Here is a 22081-nt window from a genome sequence, read left to right on the forward strand (position 1 = left end):
TATTTTATGGAGCTGGCGGGAGTTGAACCCGCGTCCAAAACACTTACAATTATGGTTCTACATGTTTAGTCTATATTAATTTATTATTCTTCTGATATAAAATAGACATAGATCAGAAAAAAATCTTATAAAAACTTTAACATAAAATACTTATAAGAAAGTATTGACTATGCGATCTTTTTAATTATAACCTTTTATACACAAAAACGAAAAAGAAACGTTTTTGTAAAAGGGCTTTATATAGTTTTTTAAGCTGCTAAAGCGTATTCTGTTTTTTTATTTGCGTTTAAATTTTAACGGTTTTTACGAGGCAACCGTAACCCTCGACATGCACCATATATTTTTGGTTATTTTGTCGAATCCATAATCAGCCCCAAAAAATATAATTATCATTATACCAAATATTTTTTTTTTTATATACATTTTTCACATTTATTTAAAACACGCATATTTTTAAAAATATTATATATCTCTTTCAAAAACATATTAAATGTACTATATTTATATCACATTTAACTAAATTTATACGAATTTATTCGCTAATTTATTAGTATTTTTTTATATATAAAAATATACTATTAATTAAAATTAAATTCTTATTATTGTAAATTAATTTTAAGGAATCTTATAAAATATTATGAATACTCTTGAAAAAATAAAAAAACAAATAAAAAAAAATAGTATTTTACTATATATGAAAGGTTCTCCTGAAAAACCTCAATGCGGATTTTCCGCTCAAGCAGTACAGGCTATATCTTTATGTAAAAAAAAATTTGCTTATATTGATGTTTTAGAACATCCAGATATACGCAAAGAATTACCGAAATATGCTAACTGGCCTACTTTTCCACAATTATGGATAAAAGAAGAACTTATTGGTGGATGCAATATAATATTAGAAATGTTTAATAATGGAGAACTTCAAAAATGCATTAATTCTGTTTAGAACACTATTTTCGAACTTTATCAATTACCAATTTAAACTTTTTCTATATACGTATATAAAAAACATTTACTAATTTAAATATAATTAATCTTGTATAGATTGAAATAACAATAAACAAAATCGTATAACCTATTTATATTTTATCAAATCATATAATTTAATTTTTAATTAAACATTATTTTCGTTTGGAGGCCATCCCCCTAATCGCTTCCAACGATTAACTAATTCACAAAAAAGATCGGCTGTTTGTAACGTATCATATAATGCAGAATGCGCTTGATTATTGTCAAACAAAATACCTGCTGCTTTACAAGCTTTAGCTAGAACAGTCTGACCAAAAACTAAACCACTAAGTGCTGCTGTATCAAAGGTAACAAATGGATGAAAAGGATGTTCTTTTATTCCTATTCTATTTATTGCTTCAATCAAAAACATATGATCAAATGCAGCATTATGTGCTACTACTATTGCACGACTGCATTTTTCTCCTTCAATTCCTTTGTATATACAAGAAAAAATAGACTCAAGAGCTTTTTTTTCACTTACTGCTTGTCTTAAAGGATTATAAGGATCAATTTTATTAAAAGCTAATGCTTCTTTTTGTATACATGCGCCTAAAAATGGAATAATATGAAAATGTAAAGTATCTTTTTTCTTTAACCATCCATTTTCATCCATACTTAATGTTACAATAGCTATTTCCAATAAAGCATCTTTTCGTGGATTAAATCCAGCTGTTTCTAGATCTATTACTACTGGATAAAAATTACGAAACCTACCAGATAAAGAATTTTTTTTATTATTATTTAACATATTACATCTCATTTAAATCATATTTAACAAAATTTTATTATTTATTAAAATAAATAATAAAAATAACAAACATATATATATTTTAACTTTTTTATTTTAATCACATACATATGTACATAAATTAAAAAATAAAGTGTATACTTTATACATAATTTATATAATAAAACTTTTTAAGTACAAATAAAATACTAAATTATTAAAATCACAATATATATATTGTTCATAATAATATGTTTATTAAAAAACTTATATAAAGTATAAATACTTTTTTTAAAAAATAAATAAAATATTATTTCTATTAAAAACACTATTATTTATATAATTAAATCCATCCAATGAAATAAAATAAAATCATATTTATTAAAAATAACATCACTCATTCTATTATACTACAGGAAAAAAAATGCGATTTATCTTACCAGAATTACCTTATTCATATGATGCACTAGAACCTTATTTTGATAAAAAAACAATGATTTTACACCATACTAAACACCACCAAAATTATGTCAACAACACTAACGCAATTTTAGATTCTATCAATTATCAAGCAAATTCCATTGAACAACTTATTTCATCTTTACATGCAGTTCCATTAGATGAAAAAAAATTAATATCTTTACGCAATAATGCAGGTGGTCATGCTAACCATAATTTTTTCTGGAATTGTTTAAAACCAAAAACAAAACTTACCGGAGTTTTAAAAAACAAAATCGAAACTCAATTCAACAACATAAATCATTTTAAAGATATATTTGAACAAACTGCTGTAAATCATTTTGGATCTGGATGGGTATGGTTATTACATAATGAAGGAAAATTAAATATTACTTCTACAATTAATCAAGATAATCCTTTAATGGAAAAAAATACTAAAAATTTTAAAGGATATCCAATTTTATGCCTAGATCTATGGGAACATGCATATTATTTAAATTATTTTAATAATAAACTAGACTATATAAAATCTTTTTGGAATATAGTAGATTGGAACGAAGCTACAAATAGAATTTAAAAAATAATATTTTAGTTGAATACTACTTCAATAAAAAATAAATTTGTTTATAATAATTATTTTATAAATTTGACATAATCATAAAAAACTTAAAATATTGTTATTTAAAGTTGTAAAATTTACAAATTTAAATAACAAAATTATAACTTAAAGTTAAAATATGAAAAATATAAAAATGATAGTAGGATTAGGAAATTCAACAAAAAAATTTGAAAAAACTCGACATAATGCTGGACACTGGTATATAAATAAATTAGCTCAATTCTTTAATATATCTTTAAAAAAAAAAAAAGAAGGAGAGATAGGAACAATAATAATAAATAAATTAAAAATAAAATTATTTAAACCAAATTCTTTTATGAACTTAAGTGGAAAACTTATATTTTATATAGCTTCATTTTATAAAATTAAATTAAATAATATTTTAGTTGTTCATGATGATTTAGACTTAATACCAGGAATCATTAAATTAAAAAAAGGATACGGACACAACGGACATAACGGAATTAAAAGCATAATCAATAATTTTAATCAAGAAAATAACACTGAATATTGGTTTTTTAGAATTCGAATCGGAATTGGAAGACCTACTAATTCTATAACAGTATCTGATTTTGTATTGTCAATTCCCTCTTATGAAGAAAGACTATTAATAAATAATTCTATTAAAAAAAACATAAAATTAACTTATACATAAAATATATAAATTGTAAAAATAGGATAACAATGGGATTTAAATGCGGTTTAATAGGTCTACCTAATGTAGGTAAATCAACTTTATTTAACACATTAACAAACATGAACGCTTCTGCACTAAATTTTCCTTTTTGTACAATAAAACCAAACATAGGAATAGTACCTGTAATAGACGAAAGATTAAATATGATTAAAAATATTGTACATCCTAATACCACTATTCCTGCAAAAATGACATTAATAGATATTGCAGGACTAGTAAAAGGAGCTTCAGAAGGAGAAGGTCTTGGTAATCAATTTCTCTCTAATATACGTGAAACAGATGTAATTATACACGTTATTCGTTGTTTTAAAGACGATAAAATTATTCATATATATTCTAAGGTAAATCCTATTAATGATGTAGAAATTGTTGAAACAGAACTAATTCTTTCTGATATAGATAGATGCCAAAAAATTATTTCTAAATTAAAAAAACAAAATTCAAAATTAAATAAAAAAATAATCGAAACAAAACATTTATTAAACTCATGTTTAACATATTTAAACCAATCTAAAATGTTAAATAGTATTAATTTTGATGAAATTGAATTAAAAATTTTATCTACATACAATTTTTTAACCTTAAAACCGTTTATTTATGTAGCTAATATTGATGAATCAAAAAATCAAAAAAAATTTTTAGATTCTTCATCTTTGTTAAAAAATAAAAAAATAATACCTATTTGTCTAACTCAAAAAAAAGATCTTAACTCTTCACCTTTAATAAAAAATAAAAATGAGAAAATTAAAAAAAATTTTGAAAATTTAAAAAAAATTATAAAATGCGGATATGACTTACTAAATTTAGAAACATTTTTTACAGTTGGAGAAAAAGAAGTCAAAGCTTGGACTATCAATAAAAATAGCTATGCTCCTACAGCAGCAGGAAAAATTCATTCTGATTTTGAAAAAGGATTTATAAGAGCAAAAGTTATATCTTATGCAGATTTTATTTTTTATAAAGGAGAAGTACAAGCTAAAAAATTTGGAAAATGTAGATTAGAAGGAAAAAAATATATAGTAGAAGATGGTGATATTATTCAATTTTTATTTAATAACTAACTTATAGAAAAAATATTTATTATAATTATTATTAAATACAAAAACATTATTTATATTTCTGAAATTTATATCTTCTAGAAATAAATATACAATTTTCTAGAAGAAATATAAATTTATTGATTTAATAAAATATTTTTTAGTAAAATAAAATCAGGATTGATATTTTTAGAAAGAAGTATGCTTTTTTCTCTACTTGCTAATTCTTTTGGTAAAGATAAAGAAATATTTAAAACTTCATCAACTACAGTTTTAAATTTAGCAGGATGAGCAGTTCCTAAAAAAATACCATATTCATGGTCACGTATTTTTTCTTTTAATAACTTATATGCAATAGCAGCATGAGGTTCAGATGTATAATTTAAGCTATATAACTCTTTAATGTTTTTTTTAGTTTCAATATCCGAAACAGAACCAAAACCTAAACTTGTCATACTCCATTTTTTTCTTCTAAATATTTCTTCTACTCTAGGCCAGTTATTAGGTTGACTAATATCCATAGCATTTGATATAGTTGAAACAGTTTTTTTAGGTTTCCATTTTTTATTTAATAAAAATCTTGGAACTGTATCATTAGCATTAGTAGCAGCAATAAAAGACTTTATTGGTAAACCTAATGATTTAGCTAATAATCCAGCAGTTAAGTTACCAAAATTTCCACATGGAACAGATATAATTAATTTTTGTCTATTTTTCTTTGGTAATTGTGAAAAAGCTTCAAAATAATAACAAACTTGAGCTAATATTCTACTAATATTTATTGAATTAGCAGAATTTAAACCATAATTTTTTCTTAAGTATTTATCATTAAATGCTTTTTTTACTAAATCCTGACAATCATCAAAACTACCATTAATAGATATTGTTTGTATATTATTACCTAAAGTACAAAAAAGTTTTTCTTGTAATGCACTAATTTTACCTTTAGGATACAAAATAACCACTTTTACATTATCCATTAAATAAAAAGCATGTGCTACAGCAGCTCCAGTATCACCGGAAGTAGCAGTTAAAACAGTAACACGTTTACTATTTTTTTTATTTAAATAAGATAATGTTTGAGCCATAAAACGAGCTCCAAAATCTTTAAAAGCTAAAGTTGGACCATGAAACAATTCAAAACATGAAACGTTTTGATTTAGTGTTCTTATCTTAGGACTTGAAAATGAAAAAGACCTTCTAACTATTTTTTCAAGTTCATCAAAAGGTATTTCGTTACCTATAAACATAGATAAAACAAAAGTACTTCGATAAATAAAATCCATATCAAGTATTTTTTCTAAATCTGATGACTTGATAATTGGTAATTTTTTAGGAAAAAATAACCCTTGATTATTACCCAAACCTAACTGAACAGCTTGTGAAAAAGTAACTATTTCTGTAGTGTCTTTTAAATTATATAACTTCATATTAATATTACCTTATTTTTCGTGCTCCCACTGTATCAACACGACAAATATCAACGAAACCTCTATCATTATCTAAATAATTCTTTGATAACCACATAGCAATATTATTAGCTTTTGTAATATCTTGACATACACTAAAAAAGGTTGGACCAGATCCAGATATTCCACAAGATAAAGCACCTAGATTCATAGCTAATTTTTTAGCTTCTAAAAATTTAGGTAATATTTTTTTTCTATATGGTTCAGCAATAAGATCTTTCATACAATTAGCTGCTAAATTAGATTGATTAGTATATGAAGCATGAACGAAACTAGACAAATTTCGACTATGTTCGATACAAATAGATCTTGAATAAACATTAGGAAGTAAAGACCGAGATAATTCTGTAGAAACTTTAGTGCCAGGCCAAGCTATAATCCAAAACCATTTTTTAAAACTAGGAATAGATTGAGATATTATATCTTTTTTATGAATGATTAACTGTAGTCCTCCCAAATAACACGGAGCTACATTATCATAATGTATACTTCCAGATATTTCTCCTTCTAATTGTCCCATTAAACATAATATTTCTTTAGAAGATAATGGTGTTCCAAATAAAATATTCATAGCTACTAAACTAGCTACTATAGAACAAGCACTAGATCCTAAACCTGATCCTATAGGCATATTCTTCTCTAAGTTTATAGATACAGAAATATCTTTTTTAATAATTTTAGAAAAAAGAATCCAGCATTTCCAAACAATATTTTTTTTTAAATCACTAGGTAATTCATCAGAAAAACAACCAGAACAAGTTATTTTAAATTTTTTAGACATTTTAATTGAAACACAATCCCCTAATAATTTTCCACTAATAGGAGATATAGCTATACCTAACAAATCAAATCCAACATTAATATTACCAATTGATGCTGGTGCATAAACTTTTACCACTTTTCTACTCCTAACTTCTACGATAATGTACAAAGTAAATCTGAAAACACTCCAGAAGCAGTAACATTATTTCCAGCACCATATCCACGTAAAACTAAAGGAAGAGGATTATAATATTTACTATATAAAGATAATGCATTTTCTCCATTTTTCACTGTATATAACGGATCACTTTTTTCTATAAAACGAATTTTAACACAACATTCTTTATTTTCATTAATAGTTCCAACAAATCGTAATACCTTCCCTTCTTTATTTGCTTGTTTTACAAGATTTAAAAAATACGCGTCTAATTCTTTTAATTTATTCATAAAATTTTCTTTATCTTTAATATTTTCAAAATATTGAGGAATTATAGATTGTATTTTAATATCTTTTAATTCTATATAATTACCTACTTCTCTAGACAATATTAATAATTTTCTAGCTACATCTATACCAGATAAATCTTCATATGGATGAGGTTCAGTAAAACCCATTTTTCGTGCTTTTGTAACAGCCTTAGAAAACAAAATTCCTTCTTCTAATTGTCCAAATACAAAAGATAAAGAACCGGATAAAATACCTTTAAATTTAATTAAATAATCTCCAGAAATTAATAATTTTTTTAAAGTCTTAATAATCGGTAAACCTGCTCCTACATTTGTTTCATATAAAAATTTTTTTCTATATTTACAAGCAGTATTTCTAATATCATTGTATAATTTAATACTAGACGTATTAGCTTTTTTATTCGAAGTTACAACGTTAAAATTATTTTTAAAAAAATTACAATAATTTTTTGTAATCACAGTATCTGAAGTACAATCAACTATTACTGGATTAAATAACGTATTATTTTTTTTAAAATCTATTAATTTATCGACAGAAAACGATGTACTACTATTTAATAAATCTTTTTTCCACTTTTTATAATTAATTCCGTTAATATCTGTCAATATATATTTACTATTTGCAATACCACAAACTTTTAAATTTATATTTTTTTTCTTCAAAAAATTCTTTTGATGGTAAATTTGAGTTAATAATGTACTCCCAACATTACCTACTCCTATTAAAAATATTTCTATGATTTTATTTATATAAAACAATCTTTCATGCAAATATTTTACTACTTGAAGAAGAAAATTTTCCTCTATTACAATTGATAAAGATCTTCGTGATATACCATAAACTAAATCTACTATATTTATTTCTAAATTAGATAATGCAGAAAAAATTTGAGTAAAAATTCTTAATGTATTAAACTTATTTATACCTACAACCGAAACTATAGATAAACCATTTGTTATAGAAATTGGATATATAATTTTATTTTTAATTTCTAATTCAAATTCATTTTCTAATATATTCTGCAAATACTCTTTATATTTATCATAAATATAAAAAACAACTTCATTTTTAAAAAATGATTTATTTACTAATAAAATTGATAATTTATTACTACTAAAAACTTTTGAAAAAACCCTAGAAAATATATCATAGTTTTCTTCATTACTAACAGTGCAAAATTTCACCATTGTGACTTTATTAAGGTGAGTAATACCTTTAATACATAAAGAATTGCTATTTAATATAGTATTAGATACCAAAGTACCTTTCTCTTTAGGTTTTAAAGAATTTTTTATTAAACAAGCTATACTAAAATTTTTTAATGGTTTAATTGTTTTTGGATGCAATACTTTTGCTCCAAAGTAAGATAATTCTATTGCTTCATCATATGAAAGATATTCTAATAATTTAGCATTTTTTATTATTCGTGGATCAAAACTATATACTCCATTTACATCCGTCCATATTTCACAGTGTGATGAATCCAAACATACTGACAATACAGAAGCAGAATAATCTGAACCATTACGCCCTAATAATACTAATTCTTTTTTAGAATTTCCAGCAATAAATCCTGGCATTAATATTATATCTTTTTTTGAAATTTTTAAACTTTTTATTTTTTTTTGTGATTTTTTAATATCTATAAATACATTTCCAGAACGACTAATTATAGCAAAAAAAACATCTATAGGATCTATGATCCTAACAGTAAAATCTTTAGATAAAAATAATAAATTCATTATTTCTATAGAAAATATTTCTCCTGTAGACATTATTTTTGCATAAGTTTTTTTTGAACACTCCTGTAAAAAACTTATACAAAATAATAAATCTTTAATTTTTTCAAATAACTTTTTTATCAAAAGCACTGAAGATTCAAAATAATTATTCGATTTTTCAGAATAAAGTTCTAATAATAAATCATAAAAAAATTGATACATTATATTTAATTTACATGAAAAATTTTCTTTACGAACTGCCATATTAATTAATTTTTCTAAACTATCTGTAATAGTAGCAGGTGCTGATAGTACAACTGAAATTTGTTCTTCTTTTGCTTTTTCTATAATTATTTTAAATACATTTAAAAAATTTTGAGCATCTTTTAGAGAAGTACCACCAAATTTTAATGTTCGCATATACAAAATGCTCCTAAAACAATAAATTAATTTTACTTATTTTCAATCTTAACATTTATTAAAAATATTAAAAATGCATACATTTATGCATATATTTAATAAAAATGAAATGTTTTAAATAAATTTTAAAAAAATATTATTCTTTATAAAAATAAAATTTATTTTAGTTATTAAAACTAAAAAATTTTAAATTTAAATTGAAATTAATATGCAATTATTTTGTAAATATGCTAATAAAAAACTATTTTTATAAGAAACAAAATTTATTTGTTAATAAAAATCTGAATTATAGAAATATATGTATATCTACTAAACATAAATAAAAATACTTGTATAAATTTTAACATTTTTACATGTAAAATTTAGTCTTTAAAAATAAAAATATATAAACATATTATTTACCCTTAAATAAAAAAATACTTGAATTATATTTAAAATTTAAATATTCCATACTATCAAATATATACATATTAAATATTACTATATTAGCTTAACAATATAAATACTATAATATATAGTTTTAAAAAACAACTAACAAAAAAAACTATTCAAAAATCTGTTGATTTAATTTCATAAAAATATAAAATTTTAATAAAATAATCTGATTATTATCAGTTTTCTATTATAAATTAACTATTTATATTATAAATATATTCATTATATATGTTTCTAAACACCTATAAAAATATTTATCAAAATTATTTTCATAAAAATTAAAATTTTTATTAAAAATTAAAAGTTTATTTTTTTAAATACGAGGTCATCCAAAGATATGAGTAATCTTTTAAATCACTATTTTTTTCTATTTTATTTCTTAATAACATCAAATCGTGAGCAGGATAAAATATTTTTTTATCAATTGTATTCTGACTAAATTTTTTAGGAAACTTAAACATATTAATTTGTAAAATCCAAATTTCTTTTATAAATACAATCATTTTTTTAGGCATAGCCAATTTTATAGATGCATAATCTAAAACGTTGTTTGTAGAAATAGAAAAAGATTTAAAATAAGAAAACTTTTTTTCTTTTTTAATTTCTAAAGTTTTTTTTACTTGAAAATACCATAAAAGAACAGAGAATAAAAAAGCAGGTTCTACTGTTATTTTTTTATGAATATAAAAATCTGTTTTTTTTAAAGCTTGCATAGTTAATAATTCTATAGGATATATTATCCTTTTTTTTATACATGAAGATAAAAATGGAAAAAGAGGTATTAATAAAGAAAATCTTCGCAGTTGTTTATATATACTATAACCATATCCTGTATGAAATAATTTTATAGATTCATTAAATAACCTTGCTGGAGGGACTTTATATAATAAATTAGATAATTTTATTATAGGTTTTTTAGTTTTTTCTTCTATTTTCATTTTTAATGAAACAGAAAATCGAATTACACGTAACATCCGTACTGGATCTTCCCTATATCTAGTTTCTGGATCACCAATTAATCGAATAATTTTTCTTTTTAAATCTTTAACACCTCCAACATAATCTTTAATAGTAAAATCAGTCATACTATAATATAAAGTATTAATAGTGATATCTCTTCTCTGAGCATCTTCTTCAATGTTTCCAAAAGTATTATCACGTAACAACATGCCATTTTTAGTTGTTTTCGTAGAGTAATTTACTATATTCCGTAAATTATTTTTTATATTCCCCCTAAAAGTAGATACTTCTATAATTTCAGAACGAAACATAATATGAGCTATTTGAAAACGACGGCCAATTAATCTAGAATTTTTAAATATTTTTTTTAATTGTACTGGAGTAGCATTTGTAGTGATATCAAAATCTTTAGGTTTTTTTCCTAATATTAAATCTCGAACACTACCTCCTACTAAATAAGCTTCATAACCTGATTTATTTAATCTATATAAAACTTTAATAGCATTTTCACTTATTTTTTTTCGAGAAATGTTATGGTATTTAAAAATTGTAAGAATCATTATATTATTTTCTGTAAATATTAATACAAATATAAATGTTAGCTGCTTAATTTACAATTATTTTTACTAAATAAAAACGTTAAAACTAATCTTTTAAGAAAAATAATACATAGATATGTTTTAAAATTATTTTTAATAATTTAATAATTTTATTATTTACTAAAATTAGCATAATTCTTTTAAACAAAAATAAATTTAAAAAACTATAAAAATTACATTTTTATGATTATAAAAAATTTATTTATAATACAATATTTTACATTTTTTAAAATTAATTTAAATTTGTAAAATACTAATATTAAAAAAAGATATATAAAATATAAAATTATTACTTTTTAAATTCTTGTAAAAAAATCACTAAATTTTTAGTAGACTAAAACGGGATTAATCACCCCGTTTAATTTAAAAAACTACTTTATCCCATTAATTGTTTTTCTCTCATTTCTGCTAACGTTTTGCAATCAATACATAAATCAGCTATAGGACTAGCTTCTAATCTGCGAATCCCTATTTCTATAGTACAACATCTACAATATCCAAATTTGTTATTTTTTAATCTATTTAAAGTAATCTCTATTTTTTTTATAAGTTTTCTTTCTCTATCTCTATTTCTTAATTTAAGACTAAATTCTTCTTCTTGAACAGCCCTATCTATCGGATCAGGAAAATTTGAAGCTTTTTCTTGCATGGTTGATAATGTAGAACAAACATCTTTTTTTATTTGTAAATACCAAGCTGTTAAAATTTTTTCAAAATGATTTCTCTGATATATATTCATATATTTTTCATCTTTTTTAACTGTATAAGAACAAACTCCAGCTATAGCTAATATACTCAAAGATGAAACTTTACTATTTTTTCGTTTATACATTATATTCTCTAATATTAAATATTGTTTAAAATAATAATAAATATCAAAATTTTAAAAAAATACAATTATTTATTACATCAATTATTTTTTTTAAATTCAATCTATAATTATATTTTACATAAATTAATTTTCTAATAAATTATAAATTTAATTATAAATAATATACTAAATATATTTAGACGAAAATATAAATATATAGGAAAAATAAATTAAAATATTAATTATCAATTATAATTTTTAATTTAAAATAAAAATTTCTTATTTTTATCATTTTACATAAATAAATGATATGTTGTCATAGATTAACATTTTTAATTTATAACTTAACCTAAATTAAATTATACTTTCAAAATATATTAAAATATTTAACTATCAAAAAAAAACACAAAACTATGAAAATTGCCTTAGGTATTGAATATAACGGAAAAAATTATCATGGGTGGCAAAAACAAAAAGAAGTAATATCTATTCAAGAAATGTTAGAAAAAGCTATTAGCTATATTGCTAATCAAAAAATAAAAGTAATTTGTGCTGGAAGAACAGATACTGGAGTACATAGCTCTGGTCAAATAGTTCACTTTAAAACAACATCAAAAAGAACAGAAAAAGCATGGACTGTTGGTGTTAATACTAAACTTCCTAGCGATATTTCAGTCTGTTGGATAAAAAAAGTTTCAGATAATTTTCATGCGCGTTATAGTGCTATATCTCGTCAATATCAATATATTATTAATAATAGTATACTACGATCAGCCTTACTAAATGACTATTCTTATCATTTTTTTAAACCACTAGACGAGAAAAAAATGCATTATTCAGGACAATGTTTAATAGGAGAACATGATTTTACTAGTTTTCGTTCTACATATTGCCAATCTAAAAATCCTTACAGAAAAATATTAAATCTAACAGTATCTAGATTTAAAAATTTAATAATTATTAATATAAAAGCTAATTCATTTTTACAACATATGGTAAGAAACATAGTCGGTTCTTTAATTGAAGTAGGAACTAACAAAAAACCTAAAAATTGGATACAAAAAATTTTAATTAAAAAAAATAGAAGATTAGCTGGAATGACAGCAAAATCTTCTGGATTAAATTTAATCTATGTTAATTATCCAATAAATTTTAATCTTATTAATAATAAAAAACCTCATTTTATACTATAAAAATAAAAAATATATACAAATTTATTTTAAATAAAATAATACTCTTAATAATATTTACATTATTCAATATACAAATATTTAAAAATAAAAAAAATAACAATAGTAACGATATATACTTCAAAAGTTTATAAATTTTACTATTAAAACATATTAAACTATAAAGTATATAAAAATAAATAACTTTATTATATAAAATAATAAATAATAGCTATTAATTTAATTAAACGTTTAAATGAGAGATATAACATGTTAAAAAAATTATTTAAAAATTTTTTTCTTAATAAAAATGAGAAAATATTAAAAAAATTTAATTTAATAGTGCAAAAAATTAATTCTCTTGAAAAAAATATAAAAAATTTAACTGATAAACAACTATCCAATAAAACTGAATATTTTAAAAATTCTTTAAAATCAGGGAAAAATCTTAATGATTTGTTACCAGAAGCCTTTTCAGTTGTACGAGAAGCCAGTATAAGAATATTTGGGATGAGACATTTTGATGTTCAATTATTAGGAGGGATCGTATTAAACAATCAAAGTATTGCTGAAATGAAAACTGGAGAAGGAAAAACTTTAACTTCTACTTTACCTGCATACTTAAACTCCTTAATTGGAAAAGGAGTTCATATAGTAACTATGAATGACTATCTCGCTAAACGTGATGCAGAAAATAATACTCCACTCTTTAAACTTTTAAAAACAACTGTAGGGCTCAATATTTCAGGTATGTCACAAAAATTAAAAAAAAAAGCATATCTAGCTGATATTACATATGGCACTAACAACGAATATGCTTTTGATTATTTAAAAGATAATATGGTTTTTCATTCAAAAGAAAAAACTCAACGTAATTTATATTACGCATTAATAGACGAAATTGACTCAATATTAATAGATGAAGCCCGTACTCCTTTAATAATATCTAACTCATTAGAAAATAGATCGCTATTTTTTTTAAAAATAAATAATATAATACATAAATTAAAATTACAAAAAAAAGAAAAAATAGAAAAAAATCATGAAATAGGTGATTTTTATATAAATAAAAAACAGAATCAAATTCATTTAACTGAGAAAGGATTAATAAAGATAGAAAAAATTTTAATTAAACTAAAATTAATTGAAAGAAAAGAATCTTTATATTTATCTAGTCATTCCCTTTATATTCAACATGTAATAGCAGCTTTAAAAGCTCATTATTTATTCAAAAAAAATGTAGATTATATTGTCAAAAACAACTCCATAGTTATAGTAGATGAACATACAGGTAGAGTTATGCCAGGAAGACGATGGTCAGATGGTATTCATCAAGCTATAGAAGCAAAAGAAAAAGTATTTATAAATAATGAAAATCAAACACTAGCTTCTATCACTTTTCAAAATTATTTTAAATTATATAAAAAATTAGCTGGAATGACAGGAACTGCTATTACTGAATCAAAAGAATTTTACGAAATTTATAAATTAAATACTATTGTCATTCCAACTAACAATCCCATGATAAGAAAAGATTTACCGGATTTAGTTTTTATAAATAAAAAAGAAAAAATGAATGCAATAATTTTAAATATTAAAAATTGTGTGAAAAAAAAACAACCTATATTAGTTGGAACTATTTCTATCGAAAAATCTGAAGATATTTCTAATAAATTAAAAAAAATTGGAATAAAACATAACGTCTTGAATGCCAAATCACATAAAAAAGAAGCGGAAATAATAGCAGAAGCAGGAACATTAGGAATGGTAACAATCGCTACTAACATGGCAGGAAGAGGAACAGATATTGTATTAGGTGGAAGCTGTTACTTTAATCAAAATAAAAATATAAAAAAAGAAAATTTTGTAAAATGGAAAAAAAATCATAATTTAGTATTATCAGTAGGAGGATTACACATCATCGGAACAGAACGACATGAATCAAGAAGAATTGACAATCAATTGTGTGGGAGAGCAGGAAGACAAGGAGATATAGGTTCGTCACAATTTTACATATCATTAGAAGATTCTTTAATAGAAACATTTGCCTCAAAAACTATTATTAATCTTATGAAAAAGTTAGTAATTGATCCAAAAATTCCAATACAACACAAATTAATAAATCAATGTATTCAAAATGCTCAAAAAAAAATAGACATGAGAAACTTTCACATACGAAAACAACTAATAGAATATGACAATATTATTGATTATCAAAGAAATACTATATATAAACAAAGAAATCAGATAATAAAATCAAAAAATATATGTAAAATAATAGATACTATTGCTCAAGACGTTTTTGAAAAAACTATTAATCAGTTCATTTCAAAAAAAATATCTAAGAAAAAAGAATTAAAATCAATTCTAAAATTAGAAAAATTTTTAGTTGATAAATACAATTTATCTATACCCATAATACAATGGATCGAAAAAAACAAAAAATTAACTTCAAAAAACATTAGCAGGAGAATTACTAACTATTTTAAATTATATCATCTTTTTAAAAAAGAATTAATTGGAAAAAAGAAAATACAAAATTTTGAAAAAATGATTTTTTTAAAAATATTAGATTTATTATGGATAGATCATCTTTCATCTATAGAAAATTTACAAAAAGGAATACACTTAAGAAGTTACGCACAAAAAGATCCTAAACAAGAATACAAAAGAGAGTCCTTTGAAATGTTTATTCATTTATTAAAAATACTAAAGTATAAAATAATTACTACTTTTAGTAAATTATTTACTAATTTATATGATGACAAAAACATGATATTTAACAATAATTTAACTAACTAAAAAAATTTTTTGGACTTTATTATTTTGATAAAAATTAAAATATATAAAATATATAAATTTTTATGTAATACAAAATAAACAATTAAATTTAAAAAGTTAAAAAGTAATTCATAACTATTTAAAAATTTATTAAAAGAAAATGTTTTTAGTTTAATTAAAAACTAGAATTAATCTAATTTAAAATATTAATTACAATTACTATATAATAGTATAAAAATAAAAATTAATTATTTTTTTAAATTGTTTAATTAAATTTTTATAAATAAAAATATAAAATAAACTAAGGAACGTTAGGCTATGTCTAATGATATCTATAAAGATGTAGATCCACTTGAAACTAAAGACTGGATGCAAGCATTACAGTCAATGATTGACAGAGAAGGAAGTCAAAGAACTCAATTTATAATAAAAAAGTTAATTAAAAAAGCAAAAAAAAATGGAATTAAAATTTTCAAAAAAAACTTTAATAGTGATTATATAAATTCTATTCATTATTCTAAAGAAAAAAACTATCCAGGAAATTTAAAATTAGAAAAAAATATTTGTAATGTAGTACGTTGGAATGCAATTATTCTCGTATTACGAGCTTCAAAAAAAAATTTAGATTTAGGTGGACATCTAGCATCTTTCCAATCTGTAGCTACTTTATACGAAGTATGTTTTAATCACTTTTTTAAAGCTGATAATAAAAAAAACGGAGGTGATTTAATTTATTTTCAAGGGCACATATCTCCAGGAATTTATGCTAGAGCATTTGTAGAAAATAGATTAAGTGAAGAAAAAATGAATAACTTTAGACAAGAAATAAATGGTAATGGATTATCTTCCTATCCACATCCAAAATTGATGCCAGAATTCTGGCAATTTCCAACAGTATCTATGGGATTATCACCTATTTGTTCTATCTATCAAGCAAGATTTTTAAAATATTTAAAAAATAGAAAATTAAAAGATACATCTCAACAAACTGTATATGCTTTTTTAGGCGATGGAGAAATGGACGAACCTGAATCTAAAGGAGCTTTAAACATTGCAGTTCGAGAAAAATTAGATAACTTAATTTTTATTATTAATTGTAATCTTCAAAGATTAGATGGTCCAGTTATTGGAAATGGAAAAATAATAAATGAATTAGAAAATACTTTTAATGGTTCAGGATGGAAAGTAATTAAAGTTATATGGGGAAGTAGATGGGATTCACTATTAGATAGAGATAAAACTGGAAAACTTGTAGAATTGATGAATGAAACAGTTGATGGAGATTATCAAAATTTTAAATCTAAAAATGGAAAATATATAAGAAAGTATTTTTTTGAAAAATATAACCAAACTAAAATATTAGTAGAAAACATGACAGACCAAGAAATATGGAATCTAAATAGAGGAGGACATGATCCAGTAAAAATTTTTAATGCTATAAAAAAAGCAAAAGAAACAAAAAAAAAACCAGTAGTTATTCTACTTCATACTGTTAAAGGATACGGAATGGGAAAAAGTGCAGAAGCAAAAAATACTGCACATCAAGTAAAAAGTATAAATATTGAAGATCTATTAAAAATAAAAAAAAAACTTAATATACCAATAGAAGATGATAAGATTGAATCTTTACCGTTTGTTAGATTTAAAAAAACATCTGAACAATATAAATATATAATAGAAAAAAGAATTTCATTAGGAGGATTTGTACCACAAAGAAGAATAAAATTTTCTGATAAAATATCTATACCTCAAATTATAAATTTTAAAAAATTATTAGAAAAACAACAAAAAAAAATTTCTACCACTATTGCTTTTGTTAGAATTTTAAACATTTTGCTAAAAGATAAAAAAATAAAAAAAAGAATAGTGCCAATTATTGCTGATGAAGCTAGAACTTTTGGTATGGAAGGATTATTTAGAACAATCGGAATTTACAATTCTGAAGGACAAATTTATACACCTCAAGATAAAGAACAACTCTCTTTTTATAAAGAAGAAAAAACAGGACAAATGCTTCAAGAAGGAATAAGCGAACTAGGAGCAGCATCTTCTTGGTTAGCAGCAGCTACTTCATATAGTAGCAATAACTATCCTATGATTCCTTTCTTTATCTATTATTCTATGTTTGGATTCCAAAGAATTGGTGATTTATTTTGGGCGGCTGGAGACCAACAAGCTAGAGGATTTTTAATAGGAGGGACCTCTGGAAGAACTACGTTAAATGGAGAAGGATTACAACATGAAGACGGTCATAGTCACATTTATTCATCTACTGTACCAAATTGTATTTCCTATGATCCTGCATACGCATATGAACTTGCTATAATAATTCAAAATGGAATAGAAAGAATGTATGGACCAAAACAAGAAAATATTTATTTTTATATAACTACTTCTAATGAAAATATAAAAATGCCAGAAATGAAAAAAGAAATAAAAGAAGGAATATGTAAAGGAATTTATAAACTACAAACTATTCATGGAAAAAAAAATAAAGTTCAACTAATAGGTTCAGGTTCAATTCTTCAAAACATAATAAAAGCGGGAGAAATTCTAAGCAAAAATTTTAATATTGGATCTGAAATTTATAGTGCAACTTCATTTACTGAATTAGCTAGAGAAGGTCAGGATTGCGACAGATGGAATACATTAAACCCAAAAAAACCACAAAAAATACCTTATGTTACAAAAATAATGAAAAAAATTCCAACAATAGCAGCAACTGATTTTATCAAATCTTATCCTGAACAAATTAGAAGTTACATCCCTACAAGAGCATACCGTACATTAGGAACCGATGGATTTGGAAGATCAGACAGTAGAGAAAATTTAAGATCACACTTTGAAATAAGTCCATTTTTTATAGTAATAACTGCTTTAAATGAACTTGCTAAAAAAGGAAAAATAAAAAATGAAATAGTAGAAGAAACAATAATTAAATTCAATATAGATCCAAAAAAAATAAATCCAAGAATAGCATAATTTTTAAAAATAAAAATAAAAAAAAAAAAAATAAAAAATAATATGAAAACATATACAATACCAGAAATAGGAAACGAAGAAGTAGAAGTAACAGAAATAGAAATAAAAAAAGAACAAAAAGTAAAACCTGAACAAACTTTAATTACAGTAGAAGGACAAAAAATTTCTATAGACATCCCTTCAACCGTAAAAGGTAAAGTTAAAGAAATTTTAGTAAAAATAGGACAAAAAATTAAGACAGGAACACCATTCATAAGAATAGAAACCGATAAATTAACAGAAAAAAAGGAGAAAAAGAGTAATAGAGTAGAAGAAAAAGAGAAAATAGAGACAAATTCAGAAAGTGAAAAGAGAAAAGAAGAAGAGAAAGCGAATACAGACATAGAAAGAGAGAGAGATCAGGATAAAAGTCATGCATCTCCTACAGTAAGAAGATTAGCAAGAGAGAGAAAAGTAGAACTAAGTAAGATAAAAGGAACAGGAAGAAAGGGAAGAGTTCTTAAGGAAGATATTAAGGTATATCTTAAGGGACGAGAGGATAATTCTACACTATTTTTATCCCGTAGTAAAGAGAATGTTTTTTTCAAAAATCCTTCTTCTTCTTCCGAATTGAATTTAGAAAAAGAACATACATATTTCTTTAATCGGGTTGAATTAAGTGCTATTAATCAATTAAAAAAAAATTGGAGTTCAATTCCTCATGTTACACAGTTTGCTGAAGCTGATATTACGGAATTGGATGAATTGAAGAAGAATCTATCTGAAGATTTTTTAAAAGAAGAAGATTTATATTCAATTACTTATCTTCCTTTTATTTTAAAAGCATTATGTTGCGCATTAAAAAAGTTTCCTAAATTTAATAGTATTTACTCTGATTCTACATCTAGTTTGATATTTAAAAAATCTTTTAATATTGGAGTAGTAGTGGATAGTAAGGAAGGTTTGTTTATTCCGGTTTTAAAAAAAGTGAATAAAAAATCTATTATAGATATTGCGAAGGAAGTTTTTCTTTTATCTGCAAAAACTAGGAAAAAGAATTTGTTATTATCAGATGTTCAAGGATCTTCTTTCACTATTTCTAATTTAGGAGGAGTTGGAGGTTCTTTTTTTACTCCTATAGTTAATAGTCCTGAAGTAGGGATACTAGGAATTTCACGTGCTTTTTTAAAGCCAATATGTATTTTTGATAAGATTTTACCACGTTTGATATTACCTTTGTCTTTATCGTATGATCATCGAGTAATTAATGGTGTATATGCGGTTAATTTTTTAAATTTTATAATAAAAATATTATCAAATGTAGCATTATTAACAGTTTATTAATAATTTTTTATAGAGTATATTATTGATGTAAGCACAATTTTTTTTTTTATATACTGAATTAGTTTTTAAGGGTTTATTTATGAATTCTGAATATAATGTTGATGTAGTGGTAATTGGATCCGGTCCAGCTGGGTATTCATCTGCTTTTCGTTGTGCAGATTTAGGTTTAAATACTGTATTAGTAGAACGCTATTCTAATGTAGGAGGTGTTTGTGTAAATGTTGGGTGCATTCCTTCTAAAGCTTTTTTACATATTGCTAAAGTCATTAGAGAAGCTGCTGATTTATCACATCAAGGAGTTTTTTTTAATAGTCCAGTGATTAAAATAGAAAAACTTCGATTATGGAAAGAAAAAAAAATAAAAAGCATTAGTTCTAATATTTCTTTAATGGCTAAAAGAAGAAATATAGAAGTTATTTTAGGATTAGGAAAATTTATAACTTCTAGTAGTATGAGAATAGTTTCAGAAAAAAAAATATCGACAGTTTATTTTAAATATGCGATTATTGCTGTTGGTTCAAAATCTGTAAAATTACCTTATCTAAAATATGACAATCCAAAAATATGGAATTCAACAAAATCATTAAATATGGAATACATACCAAAACGTTTGTTAATTATTGGAGGAGGAATAATTGGATTAGAGATGGCAACAGTATATAGTGCTATAGGTTCTCAAGTAGATATAGTAGATAGTAGTCAGGTCACTTTGCCGTTTTTAGATAACGATATAGTTTATACTTATTTGAAATTATCAAAAAAAATGTTTGATTATAAATCAAATACTTCTATTTTAAATGTAGAAGATAAAGATAGTTTTTTTATTGTTAAAATGAAAAATAGAGATGGAAAAATATATGTAAATAAATATGATAATATTTTAGCTGCAGTAGGGCGTTTTCCTTCAACTTCTGAACTTAATCTTGATTTAATAGGGGTTAAATTAGATAATTTTGGTTTTATTAAAGTAGATGATCAACAAAGAACAAATATTCCGCATATTTTTGCGATAGGAGACGTAGCAGGAAAGCCAATGTTAGCTCATAAAGGAATTTATGAAGGTCATATAGCAGCGGAAGTTATTTCTGGCAAGAATGTATATTTTGATCCAAAAGTTATTCCAAGTGTCGCTTATACAGATCCTGAAATAGCATGGGTTGGCATTACTGAAAAAGAAGCAATTAGTAAAAATATAAGTTATGAGGTGTCTATTTTTCCTTGGGTTGCTTCAGGTAGAGCAATTGTTTCTAATTCTTCTAGTGGTTTAACTAAATTAATATTTAATAAAGTTACAAAAAAAATTATAGGAGGTGTTATTATAGGTAATAATGCTGGTGAATTATTATCAGAGATCACATTAGCTATTGAAATGGGATGTGATGCTGAAGATATAGCTTTAACTATACATGCTCATCCTACTTTAAGCGAATCCATATGTTTAGCTTCTCAAATTTTCCAGGGTACTGTAACTGACATTCCTAATTTAAAAAGTAAATTAGAAACTAATTAAATTAATATACTCAATATTTTTTATAAAATATTTTAATTAGATTAGCTCGTGCACGGTGGTTATTATAGTTTGCACGGGCATGTAGTTGTTTGTATTTTTATATTTTATATTTTAAATTTT

15 protein-coding genes and 1 other RNA gene are annotated in these 22081 nt (G+C 23.3%); 9 read left to right on the top strand and 7 right to left on the bottom strand.

The window, feature by feature from the left end; translation table 11 throughout:
* Positions 1 to 4: 4 nt before the first annotated feature.
* Positions 5 to 375, bottom strand: a transfer-messenger RNA (tmRNA) gene (ssrA, locus tag D9V65_RS00765).
* 262 nt (positions 376 to 637) lie between these two features.
* On the opposite strand from ssrA, the gene grxD reads away from it, so the two are divergent.
* Entirely contained in the window at positions 638 to 946 is a 309-nt protein-coding gene (grxD, locus tag D9V65_RS00770) for a Grx4 family monothiol glutaredoxin (RefSeq protein ID WP_158341691.1), read from the top strand.
* Positions 947 to 1114: 168 nt separating this feature from the next.
* Here the strand turns inward: grxD and rnt are convergent, their stop codons facing one another.
* Positions 1115 to 1759, bottom strand: coding sequence for a ribonuclease T (rnt, locus tag D9V65_RS00775; protein ID WP_158341692.1), 645 nt, complete (start codon positions 1757 to 1759; stop codon positions 1115 to 1117).
* Positions 1760 to 2162: 403 nt separating this feature from the next.
* Between rnt and D9V65_RS00780 the strand changes: the two genes are divergently transcribed.
* From D9V65_RS00780 to ychF, 3 genes are all read left to right on the top strand, one after another.
* Positions 2163 to 2774: a Fe-Mn family superoxide dismutase gene (locus tag D9V65_RS00780; RefSeq protein ID WP_158341693.1), complete on the top strand. Its 612-nt coding sequence runs from the start codon at positions 2163 to 2165 to the stop codon at positions 2772 to 2774.
* 160 nt (positions 2775 to 2934) lie between these two features.
* Positions 2935 to 3471 (top strand): aminoacyl-tRNA hydrolase, encoded by a 537-nt coding sequence (gene pth, locus D9V65_RS00785; protein ID WP_158341694.1) that lies wholly within the window; start codon positions 2935 to 2937, stop codon positions 3469 to 3471.
* 29 nt (positions 3472 to 3500) lie between these two features.
* Positions 3501 to 4574, top strand: coding sequence for a redox-regulated ATPase YchF (gene ychF, locus D9V65_RS00790; RefSeq protein WP_158341695.1), 1074 nt, complete (start codon positions 3501 to 3503; stop codon positions 4572 to 4574).
* 113 nt (positions 4575 to 4687) lie between these two features.
* On the opposite strand, the gene thrC is transcribed toward ychF, so the two are convergent.
* The 5 genes from thrC to dksA all read right to left on the bottom strand — a co-directional run bounded on the left by thrC (position 4688) and on the right by dksA (position 12217).
* On the bottom strand, positions 4688 to 5980 hold the full coding sequence (gene thrC / locus D9V65_RS00795; RefSeq protein ID WP_158341696.1) for a threonine synthase: 1293 nt from the start codon (positions 5978 to 5980) through the stop codon (positions 4688 to 4690).
* A gap of 7 nt (positions 5981 to 5987) precedes the next feature.
* On the bottom strand, positions 5988 to 6917 hold the full coding sequence (thrB, locus tag D9V65_RS00800) for a homoserine kinase (RefSeq protein WP_158341697.1): 930 nt from the start codon (positions 6915 to 6917) through the stop codon (positions 5988 to 5990).
* A gap of 17 nt (positions 6918 to 6934) precedes the next feature.
* Entirely contained in the window at positions 6935 to 9391 is a 2457-nt protein-coding gene (thrA, locus tag D9V65_RS00805; RefSeq protein WP_158341698.1) for a bifunctional aspartate kinase/homoserine dehydrogenase I, read from the bottom strand.
* A gap of 740 nt (positions 9392 to 10131) precedes the next feature.
* On the bottom strand, positions 10132 to 11346 hold the full coding sequence (pcnB, locus tag D9V65_RS00810) for a polynucleotide adenylyltransferase PcnB (protein WP_158341699.1): 1215 nt from the start codon (positions 11344 to 11346) through the stop codon (positions 10132 to 10134).
* A gap of 415 nt (positions 11347 to 11761) precedes the next feature.
* Positions 11762 to 12217, bottom strand: a complete 456-nt coding sequence (gene dksA, locus D9V65_RS00815) for an RNA polymerase-binding protein DksA (RefSeq protein WP_158341700.1) — start codon at positions 12215 to 12217, stop codon at positions 11762 to 11764.
* A 392-nt stretch (positions 12218 to 12609) separates the two neighbouring features.
* Between dksA and truA the strand changes: the two genes are divergently transcribed.
* The 5 genes from truA to lpdA all read left to right on the top strand — a co-directional run bounded on the left by truA (position 12610) and on the right by lpdA (position 21961).
* Entirely contained in the window at positions 12610 to 13389 is a 780-nt protein-coding gene (gene truA / locus D9V65_RS00820; protein WP_158341701.1) for a tRNA pseudouridine(38-40) synthase TruA, read from the top strand.
* A 246-nt stretch (positions 13390 to 13635) separates the two neighbouring features.
* Complete coding sequence (secA, locus tag D9V65_RS00825) at positions 13636 to 16167, top strand: preprotein translocase subunit SecA (protein WP_158341702.1); 2532 nt, start codon at positions 13636 to 13638, stop codon at positions 16165 to 16167.
* Between the two features lie 297 nt (positions 16168 to 16464).
* Entirely contained in the window at positions 16465 to 19128 is a 2664-nt protein-coding gene (gene aceE / locus D9V65_RS00830) for a pyruvate dehydrogenase (acetyl-transferring), homodimeric type (protein ID WP_158341703.1), read from the top strand.
* Positions 19129 to 19170: 42 nt separating this feature from the next.
* On the top strand, positions 19171 to 20451 hold the full coding sequence (locus tag D9V65_RS00835; protein ID WP_158341704.1) for a 2-oxo acid dehydrogenase subunit E2: 1281 nt from the start codon (positions 19171 to 19173) through the stop codon (positions 20449 to 20451).
* Between the two features lie 79 nt (positions 20452 to 20530).
* Entirely contained in the window at positions 20531 to 21961 is a 1431-nt protein-coding gene (lpdA, locus tag D9V65_RS00840; protein ID WP_158341705.1) for a dihydrolipoyl dehydrogenase, read from the top strand.
* The last annotated feature ends 120 nt before the right edge of the window (positions 21962 to 22081 follow it).

Source organism: Buchnera aphidicola (Anoecia oenotherae) (genome assembly GCF_005080765.1).
Lineage (GTDB): Bacteria > Pseudomonadota > Gammaproteobacteria > Enterobacterales > Enterobacteriaceae > Buchnera_E > Buchnera_E aphidicola_AB.

Excerpts from the sequence above, each read along its gene's own strand:
- D9V65_RS00780 (WP_158341693.1), top strand. The coding sequence starts at position 2,163 with ATGCGATTTATCTTACCAGAATTACCTTATTCATATGATGCACTAGAA.
- rnt (WP_158341692.1), bottom strand. The coding sequence starts at position 1,759 with ATGTTAAATAATAATAAAAAAAATTCTTTATCTGGTAGGTTTCGTAAT.
- grxD (WP_158341691.1), top strand. The coding sequence starts at position 638 with ATGAATACTCTTGAAAAAATAAAAAAACAAATAAAAAAAAATAGTATT.
- ychF (WP_158341695.1), top strand. The coding sequence starts at position 3,501 with ATGGGATTTAAATGCGGTTTAATAGGTCTACCTAATGTAGGTAAATCA.
- pth (WP_158341694.1), top strand. The coding sequence starts at position 2,935 with ATGAAAAATATAAAAATGATAGTAGGATTAGGAAATTCAACAAAAAAA.
- secA (WP_158341702.1), top strand. The coding sequence starts at position 13,636 with ATGTTAAAAAAATTATTTAAAAATTTTTTTCTTAATAAAAATGAGAAA.
- dksA (WP_158341700.1), bottom strand. The coding sequence starts at position 12,217 with ATGTATAAACGAAAAAATAGTAAAGTTTCATCTTTGAGTATATTAGCT.
- D9V65_RS00835 (WP_158341704.1), top strand. The coding sequence starts at position 19,171 with ATGAAAACATATACAATACCAGAAATAGGAAACGAAGAAGTAGAAGTA.
- aceE (WP_158341703.1), top strand. The coding sequence starts at position 16,465 with ATGTCTAATGATATCTATAAAGATGTAGATCCACTTGAAACTAAAGAC.
- truA (WP_158341701.1), top strand. The coding sequence starts at position 12,610 with ATGAAAATTGCCTTAGGTATTGAATATAACGGAAAAAATTATCATGGG.
- lpdA (WP_158341705.1), top strand. The coding sequence starts at position 20,531 with ATGAATTCTGAATATAATGTTGATGTAGTGGTAATTGGATCCGGTCCA.
- thrC (WP_158341696.1), bottom strand. The coding sequence starts at position 5,980 with ATGAAGTTATATAATTTAAAAGACACTACAGAAATAGTTACTTTTTCA.
- thrA (WP_158341698.1), bottom strand. The coding sequence starts at position 9,391 with ATGCGAACATTAAAATTTGGTGGTACTTCTCTAAAAGATGCTCAAAAT.
- pcnB (WP_158341699.1), bottom strand. The coding sequence starts at position 11,346 with ATGATTCTTACAATTTTTAAATACCATAACATTTCTCGAAAAAAAATA.